This window comes from Rheinheimera sp. KL1, assembly GCF_001275035.1.
GTDB classification, from domain to species: Bacteria; Pseudomonadota; Gammaproteobacteria; order Enterobacterales; family Alteromonadaceae; genus Pararheinheimera; species Pararheinheimera tangshanensis.
Map to the genome: position 1 here is coordinate 18,637 of NZ_LAMX01000010.1, position 19,921 is coordinate 38,557.

General features: G+C 46.2%; 16 protein-coding genes. 8 read left to right on the forward strand and 8 right to left on the reverse strand.

What is annotated here, in order from left to right; all coding sequences use genetic code 11:
* Nucleotides 1-2 precede the first annotated feature (2 nt).
* Entirely contained in the window at nucleotides 3-596 is a 594-nt protein-coding gene (gene yfbR, locus WH43_RS04380) for a 5'-deoxynucleotidase (RefSeq protein ID WP_053423437.1), read from the forward strand.
* 169 nt (nucleotides 597-765) lie between these two features.
* On the opposite strand, the gene WH43_RS04385 is transcribed toward yfbR, so the two are convergent.
* Nucleotides 766-1,107, reverse strand: coding sequence for an HD domain-containing protein (locus WH43_RS04385; RefSeq protein ID WP_053423438.1), 342 nt, complete (start codon nucleotides 1,105-1,107; stop codon nucleotides 766-768).
* 159 nt (nucleotides 1,108-1,266) lie between these two features.
* On the opposite strand from WH43_RS04385, the gene WH43_RS04390 reads away from it, so the two are divergent.
* The 4 genes from WH43_RS04390 (at nucleotide 1,267) to blaOXA (ending at nucleotide 7,033) form a co-directional block, all read left to right on the forward strand.
* Nucleotides 1,267-1,629: a YebG family protein gene (locus WH43_RS04390; protein ID WP_053423439.1), complete on the forward strand. Its 363-nt coding sequence runs from the start codon at nucleotides 1,267-1,269 to the stop codon at nucleotides 1,627-1,629.
* 1,035 nt (nucleotides 1,630-2,664) lie between these two features.
* Nucleotides 2,665-4,863, forward strand: coding sequence for a catalase/peroxidase HPI (gene katG / locus WH43_RS04395; protein WP_053423440.1), 2,199 nt, complete (start codon nucleotides 2,665-2,667; stop codon nucleotides 4,861-4,863).
* Between the two features lie 480 nt (nucleotides 4,864-5,343).
* Nucleotides 5,344-6,189 carry an alpha/beta fold hydrolase gene (locus WH43_RS04400; RefSeq protein ID WP_082335679.1) on the forward strand — a complete coding sequence of 282 codons (846 nt, stop codon included), beginning with the start codon at nucleotides 5,344-5,346 and terminating at the stop codon, nucleotides 6,187-6,189.
* A gap of 97 nt (nucleotides 6,190-6,286) precedes the next feature.
* Nucleotides 6,287-7,033 (forward strand): class D beta-lactamase, encoded by a 747-nt coding sequence (blaOXA, locus tag WH43_RS04405; RefSeq protein WP_502694031.1) that lies wholly within the window; start codon nucleotides 6,287-6,289, stop codon nucleotides 7,031-7,033.
* Between the two features lie 67 nt (nucleotides 7,034-7,100).
* Here blaOXA and WH43_RS04410 read toward each other — a convergent pair whose 3' ends face one another.
* From WH43_RS04410 to sbcB, 7 genes are all read right to left on the reverse strand, one after another.
* Nucleotides 7,101-7,895 (reverse strand): gluconate 2-dehydrogenase subunit 3 family protein, encoded by a 795-nt coding sequence (locus WH43_RS04410; protein WP_286049461.1) that lies wholly within the window; start codon nucleotides 7,893-7,895, stop codon nucleotides 7,101-7,103.
* Nucleotides 7,895-9,574, reverse strand: a complete 1,680-nt coding sequence (locus tag WH43_RS04415; protein ID WP_053423442.1) for a GMC family oxidoreductase — start codon at nucleotides 9,572-9,574, stop codon at nucleotides 7,895-7,897. The genes WH43_RS04410 and WH43_RS04415 overlap by 1 nt, the downstream gene beginning before the upstream one ends.
* Nucleotides 9,574-10,089 carry a 3-keto-disaccharide hydrolase gene (locus WH43_RS04420; RefSeq protein ID WP_353504762.1) on the reverse strand — a complete coding sequence of 172 codons (516 nt, stop codon included), beginning with the start codon at nucleotides 10,087-10,089 and terminating at the stop codon, nucleotides 9,574-9,576. The genes WH43_RS04415 and WH43_RS04420 overlap by 1 nt, the downstream gene beginning before the upstream one ends.
* Nucleotides 10,065-10,280 carry a hypothetical protein gene (locus WH43_RS20305; RefSeq protein ID WP_286049462.1) on the reverse strand — a complete coding sequence of 72 codons (216 nt, stop codon included), beginning with the start codon at nucleotides 10,278-10,280 and terminating at the stop codon, nucleotides 10,065-10,067. Before WH43_RS20305 ends, WH43_RS04420 begins: the two co-directional genes overlap by 25 nt.
* Nucleotides 10,281-10,602: 322 nt before the next feature.
* On the reverse strand, nucleotides 10,603-11,631 hold the full coding sequence (locus WH43_RS04430; RefSeq protein ID WP_053423444.1) for an alpha/beta hydrolase: 1,029 nt from the start codon (nucleotides 11,629-11,631) through the stop codon (nucleotides 10,603-10,605).
* 335 nt (nucleotides 11,632-11,966) lie between these two features.
* Entirely contained in the window at nucleotides 11,967-12,908 is a 942-nt protein-coding gene (locus tag WH43_RS04435) for a hypothetical protein (protein ID WP_053423445.1), read from the reverse strand.
* A gap of 271 nt (nucleotides 12,909-13,179) precedes the next feature.
* Nucleotides 13,180-14,619 carry an exodeoxyribonuclease I gene (sbcB, locus tag WH43_RS04440; protein WP_286049463.1) on the reverse strand — a complete coding sequence of 480 codons (1,440 nt, stop codon included), beginning with the start codon at nucleotides 14,617-14,619 and terminating at the stop codon, nucleotides 13,180-13,182.
* A gap of 200 nt (nucleotides 14,620-14,819) precedes the next feature.
* Between sbcB and WH43_RS04445 the strand changes: the two genes are divergently transcribed.
* The 3 genes from WH43_RS04445 to WH43_RS04455 are packed head-to-tail and all read left to right on the forward strand — an operon-like array spanning nucleotide 14,820 to nucleotide 19,867.
* Nucleotides 14,820-15,443, forward strand: a complete 624-nt coding sequence (locus tag WH43_RS04445) for a response regulator transcription factor (RefSeq protein ID WP_053423447.1) — start codon at nucleotides 14,820-14,822, stop codon at nucleotides 15,441-15,443.
* A complete protein-coding gene (locus WH43_RS04450) occupies nucleotides 15,440-18,673 on the forward strand; it encodes a response regulator (RefSeq protein ID WP_053423448.1) in 3,234 nt (1,077 codons plus the stop codon). The genes WH43_RS04445 and WH43_RS04450 overlap by 4 nt, the downstream gene beginning before the upstream one ends.
* The gene (locus WH43_RS04455) at nucleotides 18,674-19,867 is read left to right on the forward strand and encodes an EAL domain-containing response regulator (protein ID WP_053423449.1); all 1,194 of its coding nucleotides are present in this window, start codon (nucleotides 18,674-18,676) and stop codon (nucleotides 19,865-19,867) included. It abuts the gene before it with no gap.
* Nucleotides 19,868-19,921 lie beyond the last annotated feature (54 nt).

The window sequence follows — 19,921 nt, forward strand, 5'->3', positions numbered from 1 at the left end:
TTATGAAAAACAGTTCATTTTTGGCGTGGATTCTTCGTATGAACCTTATAAAGCGTTGGTCGCCAATGCACTTGGTGAAAGAAGAAAATGTAGCCGAACATAGCCATCAAGTTGCTGTTATAGCGCACTTGTTAGCGACTGTAAAAAATGTGTATTGCGGCGGAAACATTAACCCGGAGAAGGCAGCCACAATTGCTCTGTATCACGAAGTTTCGGAAACAAAGCTTCAAGACATAAATCATGTAACAAAGTATAGTTCGCCAGCATTGACCGCAGAGTTCAAGAAAATTGAAGAACTGGCTGAAATTGAGTGTTTAAAGTCATTACCTGAAAAATTACAACCGCTTTTTAACGAGCTTCTTGTTCAACAAAAGGTGGATAAAGAGTACAAAAAGCTGGTAAAAGCCGCTGATGTATTGACTGCGTACTTTAAGGCTTGCGACGAATTAAAATTTCACAATCCAGAATTTATCACAGTCGAGAAAAGGTTGTCCGCGATGATTGAAGTCTTTAAAAAAGACATGCCAGAGGTACAGATCTTTATGGAATTATTTGAACAAAACTGTCTTGCTAGTTTGGATGAGTTGTCACGTTAAGAACTCAATTTCTGTAAGCTCTTCAATTATTCAATGTGAAATTGTTACCGATCTAAATTTGTATGCGAAAAACCGTATGTGATAATTTTAGGTGTTGAAATTTTAATCCCTTGTGATATAATGAGTTAAGAGTTGATGCTCTTCCTTTGAATACGTTTTCAGTCACTTCCTAAAATTTTCTTCCAAAAGGAGGGTGACCTAAATCATGCGCCAGACACAAGGCCTCCATCAGGCTGTCTTGCGCCAGTAAGGCCCGAAGTAGAGGGTCTTCTTGCTGATAACTTAACTGAGCCACTAACGCTGTGCCTATTTGAGCCGCCTCTAAAGAGTGAGTCAGACGAGTGCGGTAGAAGTCATTCTGGCCTATGCCCATGATTTGGGTTTTCGCCTGCAAGCGGCGAAAAGCGGCAGAGTGCAGAATTCGGGCTCTGTCTCTTTGCCAGGGGGAACGGTGATCGTTTGGTCTTTGACTCTGTTCGGCAAGACGGCGTTCGGCCCACAGATGCTGCATACAAAATCCTTCTGACACTAGCCTGAAATTTTTACTTTAAATCATTACTTTATGCTACGGCAAAAGCAGGAAAGAGGCGATGCGTATTTTTATAAAAAATACTGGACAAATAAACAGTGGTTGCTGTATAAATGTTCAGTATCAAACGCAGGAGGATTTATGGCCGTTATTATTAAATACATTGTAGAGCGCGCTGGAGTAGAAAAAATGACCTTTAGTTCAAAGCCCGAAGCAGACGCCTATGACCGGATGCTGGATATTGCTGATGAACTCTTTGTAATGCTGGGGCAAAGTGAGTTAATCCCGGATGAGCAACAACGTGAAGATCTGGCGCTGTATTTAGCTCAGCAAAAAGAGCTGGTGATCCAAACGCTGAATCAGAAAACCAAACACACTAAAGCATCAGTTGCAGACAAAGATCAGGCCAAAGACAAGGGTAAAGAGCAGGATACGACAGATGCTGCTAAAACGGCCGTTGTACTAACCGAAGTGACACAAGCAGCAGATGAACTGGCTGCTTAAGTTTTCAGCAGTCGCTTAAGTTTCTCACTCGCTTGTCCCTTTGGTTTTTTATTAGAACAGCTAATTAAATAAATCTCTTTGAAAAGGCATAACTATAAATGGTTTATGCCTTTTTTGTTGGGGCTGAATAATTAAAAATGCATAATTAACTGCTTTTACAGCATTTTTATTGGTTGTATGTATTTTTTATGAATGGTGAATATGAAAGCAAGCTGAATTAGTTATGGCGAGGTTGGTGTTTTTGTATTAGAAAAACTAATGTCTAGGCTATAAATTATCTCGTTAGTGAGTTGGTTAAATTTACAGCATAATAACCACGTTTTCGGATGAACACTTTCTCAGAATTAACGAGGTTGAACATGAACAGTATCAATACCACAGTAGAAAAATCTAACGTGAGCACGACAGAGCGTAGCGTATCTTCTCTGCTGCTGGTGCGTCGGATCAATCGGTTTTTAGCTCAGATAGGTCGCGCGTTAAACTTGAGCGGCGCTGTTTATACGAAATAATAGTTTGAAACTGGGGCAGGCGATGCTGAGCCTGTTGCAGAAGAACTTTTATTACTGAGTTCTTGTTGTTGATAAACGTAACCCCTTTAACGCGCTTAGATTGCTGCTAAGCGCGTTTTTTTTATGCTGTATCGACCACTTTGGCTCTGTATCATTTTTGTTGCTCATTGGTACCTTTCAACAATCTATCCTCCGGTTCTGTCGTAATTTATTTGTCATCGCTGGCTCTTAAGCTACTTTTATGGGAACTCTATGCTTAATTCTCACTCTGTAGTATCTGAAATACAGATTTAAGGCATTGAATTTTTTCATTAAAGCTTAAGGTTTGGATCAGGTAGACTGCTGTTGAGTACCACAGTCTGTGATGACAGAGCACATCAACATAAGCTGACACATGCTCTGAATTCAGGTGTCAGAACAAAGACGATATTGATCGATAACATGCGAGGATGTGCAGGTTCCGATTGCAGAGTTATCGCCATTCGAAGGGAGCAATCCCTCATAACAGCAACAATTGGAGTTACAGATGGATAACAATACCAAGGGCAAATGCCCTGTGATGCACGGCGCTTTGACCAAGTCGGCTGCCGGCGGCACTTCGAATCGCGACTGGTGGCCGAATCAGTTAAATTTAAATATTTTACATCAACACTCTTCTTTGTCTGATCCTATGGATCAGCCTTTTAACTACGCTGAAGCTTTTCAAAAACTTGACCTGGCCCAGGTGAAAAAAGATCTGTATGCCCTGATGACCGATTCACAAGACTGGTGGCCGGCAGATTATGGTCACTATGGCCCGTTATTTATTCGTATGGCCTGGCACAGTGCCGGTACTTACCGCACCAGCGACGGCCGGGGTGGTGCATCCACAGGTTCACAACGTTTTGCACCGCTCAATAGCTGGCCGGATAACGGCAACCTGGATAAAGCCCGCCGTTTATTATGGCCAATCAAGCAAAAATACGGCAATCAATTGTCCTGGGCCGATTTAATGATACTGGCCGGTAACTGCGCACTGGAATCGATGGGCTTTAAAACCTTCGGTTTTGCAGGCGGCCGTGAGGATATCTGGGCTCCGGAAGAGGATATTTACTGGGGTGTTGAGACCGAGTGGCTGGGCGATAAACGCTACTCTGGCGATCGTGAATTAGAAAATCCGCTCGCGGCAGTGCAAATGGGCCTGATTTACGTCAACCCTGAAGGTCCGAATGGTAATCCTGATCCAGTCGCTTCCGGACGCGATATTCGCGAAACCTTTGCCCGTATGGCGATGAATGATGAAGAAACTGTCGCGTTAGTGGCGGGTGGCCATACCTTTGGTAAGTGCCATGGGGCCGGCGATGCGGCCTTGGTAGGCCCTGAACCTGAAGCTGCACCACTGGAAGAGATGGGGCTGGGTTGGAAAAACGCCTTTGGGACAGGTAAAGGTGTACATACCACAACCAGCGGTATTGAAGGCGCCTGGACTCCAACACCAACCCAATGGGACAACAGCTATTTTGATACCTTATTTGCCTATGACTGGAAACTGGTAAAAAGCCCGGCAGGCGCTCATCAGTGGATCCCAACAGACGAATCAGCAGCCACAGCAGTGCCTGACGCTCACGATCCTTCAGTTCGTCACGCCCCCATGATGACTACCGCGGATTTAGCGTTGAAAATGGACCCGATTTACGAGCCTATTTCACGACGTTTTCATCAGAATCCGCAGGAATTTGCCGATGTGTTTGCCCGGGCCTGGTTCAAATTAACGCACCGTGATATGGGGCCTGTGGCACGTTATTTAGGACCTGAGGTACCGTCGGAAGAGTTAATTTGGCAAGATCCGGTACCAGCGGTCAAACATGAACTGATCAATACTCAGGATATCGCTGCACTGAAAAGTAATATTCTCTCGTCCGGCTTATCTATTTCAGAGCTGGTTTCAGTCGCCTGGGCTTCAGCTTCTACCTTCCGTGGCTCAGATAAACGCGGTGGTGCCAACGGCGCCCGTATTCGTCTGGCACCACAAAAAGATTGGACCGTCAATCAGCCTGCGCAATTAAGCAAAGTACTCTCTGTGCTTGAACAAACTCAAGCCAGTTTCAATCAGCAGTCAGCAAGCCGTAAGGTGTCTCTGGCTGATTTAATTGTACTGGCAGGTGCTGCAGCTATTGAACAGGCCGCAAAAAATGCCGGTGTTGCTATAGAAGTGCCTTTTAAGCCGGGTCGTGCTGATGCGACACAAGAGCAAACTGATGTGGAGTCTTTTGCTGTGCTGGAACCGGTCGCTGATGGTTTCCGTAACTATGTTAAAGGCCGCTACTCAGTCAAAGCTGAAGAGCTGTTGTTGGATAAAGCTCAGTTACTCACTTTAACTGCGCCACAAATGACAGCTCTGCTCGGTGGTCTGCGGGTGTTAAATATCAATGCAGACAAATCGGCGCATGGGGTTTTCACTAAACAGGCTGACACATTGAGCACCGACTTTTTTGTCAATCTGTTGGATATGAACACAGTCTGGACTCCGGTCTCTGCAGAAGCCGAAGTGTTTGAAGGTAAAGACCGTAAAACGGGTGCGTTGAAGTGGACCGCCAGCCGGGTTGATCTGGTGTTTGGCTCCAACTCTCAGTTGCGTGCTTTGGCTGAAGTTTATGCCCAGCATGATAACAAGCAAAAGTTTGTCCGCGACTTTGTCGCTGCCTGGAATAAAGTGATGAACGCTGACCGTTTTGACTTAAAGTAAAAGCAGTATTTTGGTACTGAGTGAAACAAAGGCAGCTGCTTGTAAACAGCTGCCTTTTTACGTTTTATCAAGGTGGTTTTTAGATAAACTTGTTGAAACTAAATGATTTTACCCTTAGTTTTGAGCCTGCAGAAAAATGGCATAACGTAGGAAACTATGGACACTTTATTTATTGACGCGAAAAGCGTTAAACCTCGCAACCTGCGTATTTACGAAGAACTGATTGATATTGAATTGCCGTGAAGCTCAACAGAAACGGTTTTCCCTCAAAAGTCGAATACCTTAAGTTATGCCTTTGAAAAAGATGGGGTATCGCTTGGGTACTACAAAATTCTGTCTGTAAAGCTGTCTGCAACTGACGATTTTGCGGTTTTTACCTTACATAAACAGTAGATATCTGCATTACTGCATTAGCTAACGTTGGGTTGCAAACCTGATTCTCCGTTGCATGCACAGCGTTATTTTGAATGAGGTGCTCGTGTGAAGTTTGTTATTGTGATGTTGTTGATGTTCTCCACGACTGTATATTCAGCTGATACACATTTTGTACAAGTTGGTGAGTTTAAGCTTGAATACGAGATTGCAGGCGCCGGGCCCGAAGTGGTCTTGTTGGAAGCTGGCGCTGGTGGCGGCATGGCAGACTGGCAACCGGTTTTTTTGTCGCTTAGTAAGCTTGCGAAAGTGATTCGTTACTCCAGAGTCGGTGATGGTAAATCAAGCCAAATCAAACGTCATTTTACCTCCATGGATTACGCCAATTTTGCAGCTGAACTGCTTAATCAATTGGCTATTCAAGCTCCGGTCATCTACATGGCCCATTCCTATGGTGGCAGCATAGCCCGCGATTTTGCGTCTGCATATCCGTCAAAAGTAAAAGCTCTGTTGTTGCTTGATCCGTCCTCGGAACACGATGTAGATATCTTACGCGCTATCAATCTTGAGCAAGGCAATAAAGAAATTGCCCAAATAAAGCTAGACGATATGGCGCAGGGGATGTCAAACAACTATCTGGATTTTTGGAGCAAAAGACCTTTACCTGACTATCCCCAAATCAAAGATATGCCCGTTACAGTTATTGCTTCAGTTAAAAAAATAGCAAAACCCGCTAACCTGTTTTTCACCGACAGAGGCAGGGCTATGTGGGGGGAGCTTTGGCAGAAATGGGCTTTAGCCTTTCCTCAGGGGCGTGCAGTGTTAACGGATAAAAGTGGGCATTTTGTTCAGTTTGATGAACCAGAGCTGGTCGCGACAGAGCTTGGATTATTACTGGAAAAACTGCGAGCTAACGAATTGAGCTCCAGCCCAGGCCATCGGAGTCAGTTTTGAGCAACTGCGGATGTGAATTGATCAACCTAGAGGAATTAAAGTGTCTGTTCTAAAAATTATTTCTGCTGTTTTCTTCATAACTTGTGCTCAACTTTGTCTGGCCGCAGTGCCTATCGAACAAGCAAACTGGCAAGCGACTTTCACCAAATTTAATGCCAAAGGTACGCTGGTGATTGCGGATGAGCGGGTAACACCGGCTAAATTACTGGTGTTTAACCCGGAACGTGCCAAACAGCGCATGTCTCCGGCTTCTACCTTTAAAATCCCACACAGCCTGATGGCGTTGGATGCAGGTGTGCTAAAGGATGAATTTCAGCTGTTTCGCTGGGATGGTGTAGAGCGCAGTTTTGCAGGCCATAATCAGGATCAGAATTTACGCTCTGCGATGCGCACCTCAGCGCTTTGGGTCTATGAAATCTTTGCCAAACAGATTGGTGAAAAGCGGGCAGGCGAGTACCTGCAAAAAATTGGCTATGGCAATGCCAACCCATCAACAGACAAAGGTACTTATTGGGTGGATGGCAAGCTGGCTATTTCTGCAGAGGAACAAATAGCGTTTTTAAAAAAACTCTATCTGAATCAATTGCCTTTTGCCAAAGAACATCAACTGCTGGTCAAAGATATGATGATCAATGAGGCAGGCAAGGAGTGGATCTTAAGAGCTAAAACCGGCTGGGAAGGACGCTTTGGCTGGTGGGTTGGGTATGTCGAATGGCCTACAGGTCCTGTGTTTTTTGCGCTAAATATAGATACGCCAGAACGAATGGCAGATTTATACAAAAGAGAAGCTATAGTGCGCGAAGTTCTGCAGTCTATTGGCGCTTTACCAGCTGAAACAGACTAACTGAGCAAGGTTAAAACAAGGGGCGGGGTTTATCCCCGCCCGTTTGATACCGCAACAAGCTGCTTCGTCATGCCTGAATAGGATAGGCGTATTCAGTTAAACCTAAATCCGCTAATACCTTGTCTAAATGGGCATAAGCTTCTTTTGTCGGGCCAGGATAATCGCCACCTATAGGCACATTACCGACATAACCTATGTCTTTGATGCCTTCCGGTGTACAGAAAAACGCCGCCAGTACCAAACTGCGGAAGCGGCCAAAGGCTGTGGCTATGCGTTTAAACTGAACCGGAGTGTCGGCAGTATCAAAGGCTATATCGTCCATAATGGCTTTTTGCTGCACTTTAGTGAGCGCGACAAAGGTTTTGTTAAAACGCATTTGCGCTTCATCGTCTATCCAGGCCAGGGCCGACAAAATAGTAATTCTGTCTTGTTGCTGACGCTCGTAAGGCGCACTGACCCATTCATCGACAACGGCTGGTACATGTACTTCAGAAGCGCTAGGCACACTGCCTTCACGGGGCACCAGAATATCCGAAAGCACGGCCACTAAAGTCAGCTGAGCCTGAGTTAAGGTCAAAGGCCATGGTGATTCTGGCAGCAAAATTAAGTTTGGATCTTTGCCATAACCTGTTGCTGTGATAGGGGATAACTTTAGCTCTGGCCAATGTTCGGCCGTTACTTTTGCTGCACCTGTTCCCGCATCAGTTGTACTGACCGGCGCACTGTCGCAGCCTGCTAACACTGCAGGTAACAGAGTGCTGGCCGCTAATGCCATCATCAGTTTTAACGAATCGCGTCTGGTCATGCCAGATTTGTACTGCATCTGGTGCTGATCTGCTGTGGTGTTTTGATCCTTGGCCATCAGATCGCTCCTTGTTTTAACTGCGCTGAAAGCCAGGATGAGTTACGCATCGCCAGCGTCATAATGGTCAGAGTACAGTTTTTATGAGGGTTAGAGGCAAAGACGCCGCCATCCATCACAAAGATGTTAGGGCAGTCCCAGCTTTGACCCCATTGGTTAGTGACTGAGTCTTTTGGCGATGCGCCCATACGGGTGGTGCCCACTTCATGAATAATTTCGCCGCCTTTTAAAATGGCTTGCTCTGGAGTTGGCAATTCGCCGACTTCAGCGCCCATTTCAGCAAAAATAGCTTTGGCGGTTTTCAGGCCATGCTCTACTTGCTTTAATTCATGCTCCGACCATTTCCAATGGAAACGCGCCACAGGAATACCCCATTTATCTTTCACTTCAGGGTCTATATCCATATAACAATGCTCGTTAGGTACCATTTCGCCACGCAGTGCAAAACCGACGTAAGCACCGTAATTCTGTTTCACCTGACGCTTTAAATCCGCACCATAACCCTGGAAGTTACCTGACAGGCCAGCACCTGGTTCATTAAAACGCGCACCAATTTCAAAGTGATAACCGCGAGGGAAATCCAGCTCTTTACGTTCTTGTGCTTTGTGGCCCCACCATGGAATAAACAAATGGTTGGCGGTATGACCATCTTCGTTATAAATAGGCCGACCTTGTAAGGCTGGCACCATAGCGCCAATGTTGGCGCCTGTGGAGTCCATCAGGTTTTTACCGACCTGACCGCTGGAGTTGGCTAGACCATTTGGAAAACGTGTTGACTTGGAATTTAACAACAAGCGGGCTGACTCACAGGCACTGGCGGCCAGGATCACTACTTTGGCTTTGAGCTGGTGCACTGTTGAGGTCTTTTTATCGACATAACTAACACCTGTCACTTTGCCATTTTCGTCGGTATCCACAGATTTCACCATAGCGTCGGTGATCACCTGCAAATTGCTAGTGGCTTTAGCCATAGGAATAAGCGACGTAGTAGTCTGAAAGGCTGCGCCAATAGAGCAGCCATGACCACAAGGGGTGGCGTAAAAACAGGCGGCTCTGTTATCCAAAGGACGGGTGAGTACAGCGCGGTGCATAGGTGCCACCGGGATACCCAATTTTTTCGCCGCTGCTGCGATCAACAGCTCAGTGATACGGGGTTTTGGTGGCGGCTGCAAAATACCTTCGGATGAAGGCGGCATATCGTCCAGACCTGTATTGGTGCCACAAACGCCCACTAAGGCTTCGGTTTTATCATACCAGGGCGCGATATCATCATAGTCAAATGGCCAGTCCGCACCTAAACCGTCACGGCTTTTGCCTTTAAAATCATGTTCACTGAAACGCAATGAATAACGACCCCAGTGATTGGTGCGACCGCCCAACATACGAGCGCGCCACCATAAAAACTCGGAGCCATCGGCTGCGGTATAAGGCTCGTTAGGCACTTGCCAGCCACCATCGACCGTAGCATCATAAAAACCGAAGTCTTTATCTGAGTTACCAGCACCCATCAAAGGCGCTTCACCGTTGCGTTTAAACATAGGGGTTTCTGTTTTTGGGTTGTAATCCCGTCCAGCTTCGAGCATCAACACTTTATGCCCAGCTTTGGTCAGCTCATAGGCCGCCATGGAACCACCAGCGCCGGACCCAACCACCAGCACTTCAAAGTCAAAATTGTTCATTAGTTCAGCTCTTTAATTTTGATATTTTTGAACCAGACCTTATCGCCATGATCCTGTAAACCTATATGGCCTTCTTTAGCCGCGGCAAAACCTTCCCAACTGGCAAACTTACTTTTCGCGATTAAGCTGTTCCATTCAGTGCTGCCAATGGTTACTTTTGCCGTTTGCACGTCATTTTGCCAAATGGTTAAAGCCGAATTCTCCAACCTAATTTTAGTGCTGTTCCATTCACCGGCTTTTTTGTGGGAAGCGACGGGCGAGGCGATCATGTCGTATAACGAACCTGAGAGGTGAGTGTCGAGCTTGTTGTCCGGGTGGCGCTCGTTATCCAGAATTTGAATTTCCGGCGCGTGGGAGTAGATGTATTTACCTTTTTCATCAGCCAGAATAAGAATGCCGCTGTTGCCGACTTCGGCAATTTTCCAGTCGAGCGTCAACTCAAAGTTTTTGTAACTTTCTTTACTGATTAAGTCGCCGCCACCGCCTGCAGTCAGGGTGATAGCGCCATCTTCAATTTGCCATTTCTCGTTGACAGTTGCTGTTTAAAACTGCGCCACTGCGACATATCTTTGCCGTTAAACAACAACTGCCAGCCGTCTGCTTGTTCCTCTGCGGTCAGTTGATTGTCAGTTGCAAAAGCTGGTTGGCTTAGCACCGACAGCAGAGCTAATGCTGCTAAGGTTTTATTTTTTATCGATAAAATCAAGTTGCTACCCCTGTTATTTGCTGAATGCTCTGACGGCACCCTATTAGATTTTAGTTTAGTGTAATCGGTTTCATTGCTGCTCTATAAAACCAAGTAAAGCCATTAGAAAGCAAGCGTTGTTTTTAGTTTTTGAGCTGCAAACCTTATTGTTTGCGCTGAAGTGTGGCGACGCTGTAAGCAGGTAACTGAAAAGTTGATTGGATTCACTGCCTCTTGGATCCTCAGCTAAAGCTGAAGATCCACGAGGGTGAAGCATAGCAGTCACTGTTGGCTCTTTACTATTTGAAATAGCCGGGCCGTCACTGAACTCAAGCTGCATCTGTTAGGGCTGCCCAAACACAGTGCTTAGAAACTTAATCATGTCATTCAATGTCGGGGTGGCTAAGTCTTTAAAGCAGCCTTTGGTGTAGTCGTTACAGTCGCTATCGAGAAAGGCATGGCCTTTGCCTTGGTATATTTTAAACTCCACCTGCTGTCCTGTCGCTTTAAGCATACTGACATAACCACTCGCGACTTCAGGCGTGGTGAGATCATCTTCGCTGCCGACCAGTACAAACTGAGGCGGTAGTTTGTAACCAGCTTCTGGCAACAGATAAAGAGGCGATACCGCTTTGTAATACTGTTCATGGCTATCAACACTAATACCATCACCAAACAAGCCACGCGGGCTGGCGTTACCCCATGTCCAGAACGGGTTTTGTGCGGTCTCAAAGCCACCTTTTGCGCTTTGTAATAAATCAAAGGCGGTATAACTTAAGATCACTGCCTGCACTTTAGCTCCATCGGCAGCTGCAACTTGTTCGGCCGTTTTACCTTTTGGCAAGTAGCTTGGAGTGAATTTCTGGCTTTGTGGCGTAAAACCTTTGGAGTCCAAAGCACGGCCAGCCAGCATCACCATAGAAGCTAAATGACCACCAGCACTATCGCCTGTTACAGCAATTTTAGCCGGGTCGCCGCCGTAGTTTTGAATATGATCTTTCACCCAAAGCACAGCCCCCAGCGCATCTTCCACTATTTCGTTGATTGTGGTGCTGTTGTTATTATCGCCAAGTAGCCGGTAGTTCATATTGACCACCACCAGATCGGCGTGGCTTGCCATATAGAGCGCCATATCCTTCATAATGGATTTATTATTCACCAGCCAGCCGCCACCATGAAAAATCACCAGCACTGGCAAAGGCTTAACTGCCTTTTGCGGGCTGTAAATGTCAGTTGTCAGTGAAAAACCTTTGACCTTCACCCACTCAATATCTTGATGTAATTTCACTTCATTGAGCGCCAACACCTGCTGGCTAAAAAGTGCAGCGATAAAAAACACGATATAAATAACAGCAACTTGCCCCTTGCGCATAAAAACTCCTGATAAGTGTTTGCTGGCAGCTTGTACCACCAGGCTTTGGTTTGTCCGCCAATGCTTTTATAAAAACATGAATTTGTGGTCGATACCAAGGCAATTCGGCACAACAGGCTTTTGTGCGAAAAAACGTTAAGCGGATAAATAAATTGTGAAAGGGGTAGGTTGCAATCGCCGCATGCGGCATTGCAACATAATCTCGGTAGGGCCTAATCAGGTGTGTACTTTAGCCTTTTAGCTGGTTTTTTTTATTCAAACCTACTCCCCACCATCCTTTTTCTTCTCTGGCGCAGGCAAAGTCGTCTTTTGTTTTACCTCTTCGGTCAACTCATTCAGTAACTCATCAGCCGGGGCGCGGGTTTCGTCCACTTTTTTATTGGCTTTGTCTTTAGCCACTGTTTGGCTTCTTTTTCTAAAGTGGCTTTGTCTTTGATAGTCGAGGCTGGCTTTTTCTGATTGGCGTCAGCCCGTGCTTTAGCGTCGTCGACGTACTTTTTAGCCGCTTTTAATTCTTCTGCCGATTTGCCGGTGAATTGTTTCACCATGTCGTCTTCGGTCAACATGGCTTCCTGGGTCATTTCGGTAAAACGTTGTTTTGGCTGGTTTAATAAATCGGCTTTGCCTGATTCTACCTTTTGTTTAATTTCTTCGACCGGATCCATGGCTTGTTGTTTTAAGTTTTCCTCCAGCGCGTTTTGCACTGAGCCACCGGATAAACCCGTTTCCATCAAACCTTGTTGCTGTTCGGATAAGCCTAAGGTCTGGCCAAGTTGGCCTGCTGCGGCCGCTACTGCTTTTTGTTTTAACTTTTCAGGGCTGGTGTACTCGACTAGCTCTTTTGGCCAACTGGGGGCGATTTTGCCTGCAGCTCCTTCTACCACCTGGTTAAATATTTCAGTTTTGCCACCGGACACTAGCAAAATAGCCATTTGGTTATGTTCTGAGTTCCAGACAAAACCGGCTTTTTCGGCTAAATGCGGCAAAGGGGAGTGCTCTGATACGACAAAATACAGTGGGCCTTGTTGTTGAATGGCCGTCGCAGTATTTAACAGGGTAACAGCGGTGCGGTAATTGTCCTCACCCATTAACGCCACCATAGGGTCGCGGATCAAGGGGTTTTCAAACAGCTTGACTTCAAGCGGGTTAAAACCAACCAAGGGACGAAATAGCTCCCCTAAAAGCTGTGCCTGCGAGGTCATTAATAAAGCCGGGGCAAAACAGCCGGTTAATAACAAACTGCATAACATCACTTTGATTTTTGACCACAACTTCATCACAGACTCCGCACCCAAAAACAACACTGATTACTGTGCGCAGGCTAGCAGAAGTAGGCTGTGAAACATAGATAGCTGACTGGCAGCTGAACAAATAAACTGTAACTGTTGTGTTCGATAGTGCGGCTTTATTAGTTGCACTATATCGGGCTATGCAGATTTAAAGGGATAGAAGGGCGGTTTGTAGGGCCGTGTCTTGTCTCGGACCGTCAATGGGTTCAGCGGCATCATGAGACGGGCTGGGACAAGCCCAGCCCCTACATTTTAGCGGTTACAGGCTTTGAGCGTATTGAAACAACGCCTTGAGAATATTCATTTTTTTTACGTCATCGCCTGCTTCATGCGCCAGATTTTCCAGCGCCAAACCAAATTCTTCAAAAGTTAAATTAGGTTTATCCAGGCCGTGCGTCAGCTTATCGCTGCGATAGCGTTGCCAGCGTTGTTGCTCCTGATGGGTTAAGCTTTGTGGGTAATTGCGGGCACGGTATAAAAACAGCAACTGATTGAGTCTGTCTTCGCTAAAAAGCACTGGGTTGGACGCCAGTTGATCGGCGCTCATTTGGTGCAGCTGTTCCATCCGCTGTTTATCTTCGTTGGAAACAAAACCGTTATAGAGCTGATAATCCGGATTGGTTTCTACACTGTATTCAGTCGGCAATTGATACAGCTCCATCACCTTAGGCTGGATAGCAGAGCGGTTTTGTCGTAACCAGTCCAGATGCTTCAGGCAAGCGGCTCTGTCTATGCCCAAATCGGCGGCACGTTGCTCTGATAAGGTTTTAGCAGGAGATAACACAGGGCATTTGTTGATATGAATAAGCTTTAAGCCAAGCCTTTCCTGATCCTCGTCTAAATCAGCGGTTTTGGTATACAGAAGTTGCTGCAATGAAGCCAAATCCAGCTCCAGCAAAGGTGTTGGGTCGGCTTGCAGGTTGTAGCAAATCACGGCGTTTTTATTGGTGGGATGTGGCGCTAAAGGCACTATCCAGCTGACACAACCCTGAATCGCAGGGAAGCGGCCTGACACATGCACCAGCGGCGTTAAATTGACTAAATCAAATAGCTTACTAACTTCAGTTTTTTTGCGTAAATCCAGCAGGTACTGAAATAACTTTGGCTGCTTTTCTTTTACCAACTTGGCGATAGCGATAGTGGCATAGACATCAGACAAAGCATCATGTGCGCGTTGGTGTGATAAACCATTGGCTTTGGTTAAATCTTCTAATTTAAAGCTTGGGCTGCCATCGGCTTTTTCTGGCCAGACAATACCTTCAGGGCGCAGCGCATAACAGGCGCGCACTATGTCGATTAAATCCCATCTGCTATTGCCGTGCTGCCATTCACGGCCATAAGGTTCGTAGAAGTTGCGGTACAGGCTGTAACGCGTGACTTCATCATCAAAACGTAAGCTGTTATACCCAAGCACACAGGTATTGGGCTGGCTGAAACGCTCGAGAATACGGCGGCAGAATTCGGTTTCAGGCAAACCTTTTTGGTTACAGAGCTGTGGCGTTAAGCCAGTGATTAGCGCCGCCACCGGGTGAGGTAAATAATCGTTCGCCAACTGGCAATACCACATATCGGGTTCGCCAATAGGGTTTAAATCAAAATCTGTGCGAATACCACCAAACTGGGCCGGGCGATCTTTTTTCGGATCCGCGCCCCAAGTCTCGTAATCATAAAAATAGAATGTAGGCTGTGGGTTCAACACCATAAGTCCATAAATGCCAGTAAAGAGCGGGCAGTGTAGCACTGGTCGCTAAAAGCGTCGATTGGGTTACTATAGAGTGAGAACAAAATCAGATTAATCCGATAGGCTTAACTTGCTGATCCGCTTAAGCTATTTGGTCCGTTATTGTCTATGCTGTGAAAATTAAGTTGTTACCCTGAATCTATTGGCTGGAGTAAAGCATGTTACCCATTTCTGTCGCTGTAGTGGACGATCATCCATTTTTACGTTTGGCGGTAAAAGCTGTACTGGAGCGACATAACTTTGTGGTGCTGGCTGAAGCCGATAACGGCATAGACGCTATTGGGTTACTGAAACACACTCCTTGTCAGCTGATGATCCTGGATTTGGATATTCCGCAGATGAGTGGTTTGGAAGTGATACGCCGGGTGTGTCAGCGTTACCCTGATACCCGCATTTTAGTGCTTACCGCTCAGGAGCCATCAGTGTATGCAGTGCGCTGCATTGAAGCCGGCGCTTATGGCATTATCTCTAAAGCACAGCCGCTGGAGGAATTAGCAGAAGCGGCGCGTTTGGTGCTCAAAGGCAAAAAAGTATTCCCGCAACCTGAGAGCTACGGTGAGCAGTTGGCAAGTTCAGAAGCGGCTTTATTGGCTAGTTTAAGTAACAGAGAGCTGCAAATCGTCGAGCTTCTGTGTAAAGGCCAGGCCAATAAAGATATCGCGCAAACCATGGCCATTAGCCACAAAACTGTCAGTACTCACAAGACCAATATCCTGGCCAAACTAAATTTAGGTTCGTCGATGGAGCTGTTTGATTTTGCCAAAAGGCATAATCTGTTATGAGATTATGGCTGAGAGTTGTTTTTGTACTGTGCTCACTTTTGTTGTGCTCTAAGCCGTTGCAGGCTCAGCAGTTAAAGCTATTTCCCCGCAGTACAGCGTTAATACAGCTTGAACAAAGCGATGCTGAGCGAGACTGGCTGATGAGTAAAAAACAGCTGGTGTTCGGTACCCTGAACGATGAGCATCCGCCTTTTGTCATTAAAACCAATGGCAAAGATTTTGAAGGCATCACCGCTGATTATTTAGGGCTGATCAGTGCAGCTTTGTCCTTACCTGTGGAGATCCGCAGTTTCGCGACTAAAGCTGATCTTATAGCGGCGGCGCGCGCGGGAGTCATCGACTTCTACAGCTATGCCCGAATGAATGACCTGGATGTGGCCGACTTAGTCGCGACTGAACCTTATGCCGACGATATTCCTGTACTGGTCAGTACCGCTCATCAGCAAGCTGTTGTCAGAGTAAAGGCAAATAACAAACCTAAACTAGCTTTTTCTAAGCATTATTTGACTATTGAACGGCTACAGCAAAGTTTTCCTGATGCGCTTTTAATGCCCTACGACAATTTAACTCAAGCGATAGAAGCCGTAGCTTTAGGTCATGCTGATCTGTATTTGGGTAATGTGATTAGCGCTCATTATTTGATTCACTCCGGGCATTTTTCAGAGCTGAATATCAGCAATTTTACGCCTTTAGCTTCTGGGTATTTCAATTTTTATGTATCAAAACAGCAGCCTGAACTGTTGACTCTATTGAATAAAGTCATTTCTGCTGTGCCTCATACTGAGCAGCAACAAATTTTGCAGCGTTGGAGCGCAGGTCGCGCATTGTATATGGTGGCCGATCGTATTGAGTTATCAGAGGCTGAACAGCTTTACATTGAACGAGATAAGCCAGTTCGTCTTGTACATATTGCCGGCGATACCCCATTTTTTATGGACTCAAAAGATTTAACCCAAGGTGTTGGTATTTTAAAGTCTTTAACCGAAGCTATAAGTGCTAAAACTGGTTTAGAGTTTGAATGGGTACCAGCGCGGTCCTTAACTGAAATGCTGCAACTACTTAAAGACGGCAAGGCCGATCTGTCGGGTATTTTATCGCCTAATGAAGAGCGTAAAGAGTTTTTACACTTTAGCCGGCCTTATCTGGTGACGTCCTATGCATTGCTCACCCGAAGTCATGCTGCTTCTTCACCATTAAGGTTGGAGCAAATGGCTGGCAAAACTTTAGCAATTCAAAACGACCATGCGATAGAGCCTTATTTGAAAGCCACTTATCCGAATTTGAAGCTGAAGTATGTTGAGAATTTGCAGCAAAGTGTGGAGGCCGTATTAACAGGTCAGGCCGATGCTATGGTCGAAAATCTGGTGATAGCACGATTTTATGCGGAGCAGACCTATAAAAACCAACTGCGAATCAGCTCAAGCTTTATGCCTTCAGGTGCGCGTTTTACTTTGGCGGTATCAAAACAACAACCAGAGCTTTACAGCATTCTGGACAAAACTCTGTTAAGTATTCCACCGGATCAATTAGCGCAGCTGTCGGAGTGGTCGGTCAATACGGCTGCTCCTAACTTTTGGCAGAGTTATCGCCAGCAGTTTATACAGGCTGCTGCAGCTTTTGTGCTGATTGTGCTGGTGTTCTTATTCTGGAATTTTTATTTACGCCGTCAGGTGCGCGAACGCCAGTTATTGCTTGAGCAAGTAGAACTTGCCAAAGAGCAAGCCCTTGAGGCAAGCAAAGCCAAAAGCTTTTTCCTCTCCACTATGAGCCATGAAATACGCACTCCGTTGCAAGCCATTATTGGCACTTTAGAGCTGGCAAAACGGCAAGCCGATGAGAGGCTGTGGGATTTTAAAGCCATAGATATTGCTTACGATTCAGCACAGGGGTTGAAAGAGCTGATTGGCGATATTTTGGATATCGCCAAAATAGAGGCAGGACAGTTGGAACTCAATCCCCAATGGCTGCAGTTGCAGGATGAAACCAAAAGGCTGTATCAGGTGTTTGTCGGTATGGCGAAAAGCAAAGGCTTGTATCTGAATTATAAAATGGACCTTGCTTTTGAGCAGTATCAGGTAGCGCTGGATCCCTTGTTATTTAAACAGTTGTTGTCGAACCTGCTCAGTAATGCCATTAAATTTACGCCAGCAGGCGGGGTGGATTTGAATTTGATGGTGCTGGAACAGCAGGAAGAGCATCTATTGGTACAGCTTCTTATCAAAGATACTGGGCAGGGCTTGACTGCTGAACAAAGCGAAAAAGTGTTGAAACCTTTTACACAATTGGCGAACTCAGAGCGAGTTTCAGGCGAGCGAGGTTCAGGGTTAGGTTTAAGTATTTGTCAGACCATAGTGCAGCTGATGCAGGGTAGGCTTTCGATTGTAAGCGAAATAGGCCGCGGCACTGAAATTCAAATAAAACTACGATTACCTTGTAAGGCTGTTGTGTTGATTGAACCGGACAAAAAACTATCTGAAGAAAAGGTCGGTGAAAACCAGCAACACCAATCCTTAAAGCTGCTGGTGGTGGACGATCATCAGGTCAACCGTATGTTGCTGCAGCGCCAGCTAAGTTATTTAGGCCATCAGGTCTGGCAAGCTGCCGATGGCCGTGAAGCGCTACAGTTGTTAAAACAGCAGCAGCTGGATTTGGTGCTGACTGACTGCACTATGCCACTGATGGATGGCTATCAGCTCGCTTTGGCCATACGAGCTGACCAAGCCTTACAGAATTTAGTCGTGCTGGGGTTAACTGCCAGAGCTCAGTCCGACGAAATTGCCCGTTGTATAGCAGCTGGTATGAATGACTGCTTATTTAAACCTATCAGTATCAATGAATTACAACAAAGTATTCAGAAATACGCCAAAGGTAAAGCGGCTTTTAACGTCGATGCTTTGTGTGCGTTGGCTGGGCCAGATCCGGCCTTTGCCCGCCAGATGCTCTCTACTTTATGCCAAAGCAATAGTGCGGACATAGAGCAGCTGAAGCTGCTGTTGCAACAATCGGATTGGGATGCGCTAAAACGACTTGCACATAAAATTAAAGGTGCTGCCGTGCTGGTGCAAGCTGAGCAGTTAATCGACAGCTGTGAAACCCTGGAACGGGCCACAGAGCAAGAAATCACCAGTGCCAGTTTACGAGTGCTGGCCGCGTTAAAAGTATTTAACCGCGAAGCACAGTTATGGTGCGACAACAGCCAGAAGGAGTTGGCCTCAGACGAGGAACACTAAATGCAAAACCCCAAAATGTTAATAGTCGAAGATTGTCCGGCGCAACAATTGTTTGCCGGACAGCTATTAAAACAGTTGAAGATCCAGCACATCAGTTATGCGTCCGATGGTGAGCTGGCTCTTGAATTGTTGAAGCAGCAGCGCGCTGATGTGATGCTGATCGATCTGGAAATGCCGCAAATGAATGGTGTGGAGTTATTACGCTCCATCGCAAAACAGCAGTTATGCCAGGCCGTGATTATCACCAGCGCCAAAGACCCCTTGTTGTTGAATGCCGTGGCTACAATGGCTGAAGCCGATGGTTTGCAGGTGCTTGGCTCTTTGGCAAAGCCACTGAATAAAGAGCTGTTGAGTCTATGTTTAAGCAGGCGTAAAGCTGAGGTTTGGCCCGCTGATTTTGAGAGAAAAGCTCCGGCTTTTGATCAAAAGCTGCTCCGAAAAGCTATCAGTGAACAGCTATTTTCGCTTTGTTATCAGCCGATAGCAGATATGAATTCAGGCCAAATCATCGCTGTAGAAGCCTTAGCTCGCTGGAGTCAACCAGAACTTGGCATGGTAAGGCCCGATGTTTTTATTGCAGCCGCCGAGCAGTGGGGGCTGATTAACGAGCTGACTTTGCTGTTACTGGAGCAGGCTTTGCAGCAACTGCAACAGTGGCACGACTTAGGAGTTGTTGTGCAGCTGTCTTTTAATCTATCGCCTTTGTCCTTGTCAGATGTAGCTTTTATGCAGCAGCTGCAGCATAAAGTGCAGCAGGCAGGCATCAAACCAGAACTGATCTGCTTTGAAGTCACAGAAACACAAGACTTCACACAACTATCTGCCGCCATCGAAGCTTTAGCTAATTTACGCCTGGCAGGTTTCGGTATTGCGATTGACGACTACGGCACAGGCTTTGCTAATGCCCAGCAGTTATCCCGTATACCAGCGACCCGGTTAAAGCTGGATCGCAGTTTAACCGACGGCGTATCAGAACGCCCACAGCAGCGGCTGGTGCTGGAAAACACCATTCAACTGGCGCATAAACTGGGTTTAACCTTGATAGCAGAAGGCGTAGAAAAATTGGCTGACGCTATGGTGATTAAACGCTGCGGCATAAATCTGGTACAAGGCTATCTGTACCATAAGCCTTTAACAGCGAACGACTGTACAGCAGTGCTTTGCAATAGCTCTGAGCAACAGGCGGCGAGCTAAAACAGATAAACTGAGCCAGGGATGATCTTGTGAACTTTAGGGGCGGGGTTTATC

What these genes read in the sequence shown, in the direction of transcription:
- yfbR (WP_053423437.1), top strand. Translation starts at nt 3, where the DNA reads ATGAAAAACAGTTCATTTTTGGCGTGGATTCTTCGTATGAACCTTATA.
- WH43_RS04385 (WP_053423438.1), bottom strand. Translation starts at nt 1,107, where the DNA reads ATGCAGCATCTGTGGGCCGAACGCCGTCTTGCCGAACAGAGTCAAAGA.
- WH43_RS04390 (WP_053423439.1), top strand. Translation starts at nt 1,267, where the DNA reads ATGGCCGTTATTATTAAATACATTGTAGAGCGCGCTGGAGTAGAAAAA.
- katG (WP_053423440.1), top strand. Translation starts at nt 2,665, where the DNA reads ATGGATAACAATACCAAGGGCAAATGCCCTGTGATGCACGGCGCTTTG.
- WH43_RS04410 (WP_286049461.1), bottom strand. Translation starts at nt 7,895, where the DNA reads ATGGCCAAGGATCAAAACACCACAGCAGATCAGCACCAGATGCAGTAC.
- WH43_RS04415 (WP_053423442.1), bottom strand. Translation starts at nt 9,574, where the DNA reads ATGAACAATTTTGACTTTGAAGTGCTGGTGGTTGGGTCCGGCGCTGGT.
- WH43_RS04430 (WP_053423444.1), bottom strand. Translation starts at nt 11,631, where the DNA reads ATGCGCAAGGGGCAAGTTGCTGTTATTTATATCGTGTTTTTTATCGCT.
- WH43_RS04435 (WP_053423445.1), bottom strand. Translation starts at nt 12,908, where the DNA reads ATGAAGTTGTGGTCAAAAATCAAAGTGATGTTATGCAGTTTGTTATTA.
- WH43_RS04445 (WP_053423447.1), top strand. Translation starts at nt 14,820, where the DNA reads ATGTTACCCATTTCTGTCGCTGTAGTGGACGATCATCCATTTTTACGT.
- WH43_RS04450 (WP_053423448.1), top strand. Translation starts at nt 15,440, where the DNA reads ATGAGATTATGGCTGAGAGTTGTTTTTGTACTGTGCTCACTTTTGTTG.
- WH43_RS04455 (WP_053423449.1), top strand. Translation starts at nt 18,674, where the DNA reads ATGCAAAACCCCAAAATGTTAATAGTCGAAGATTGTCCGGCGCAACAA.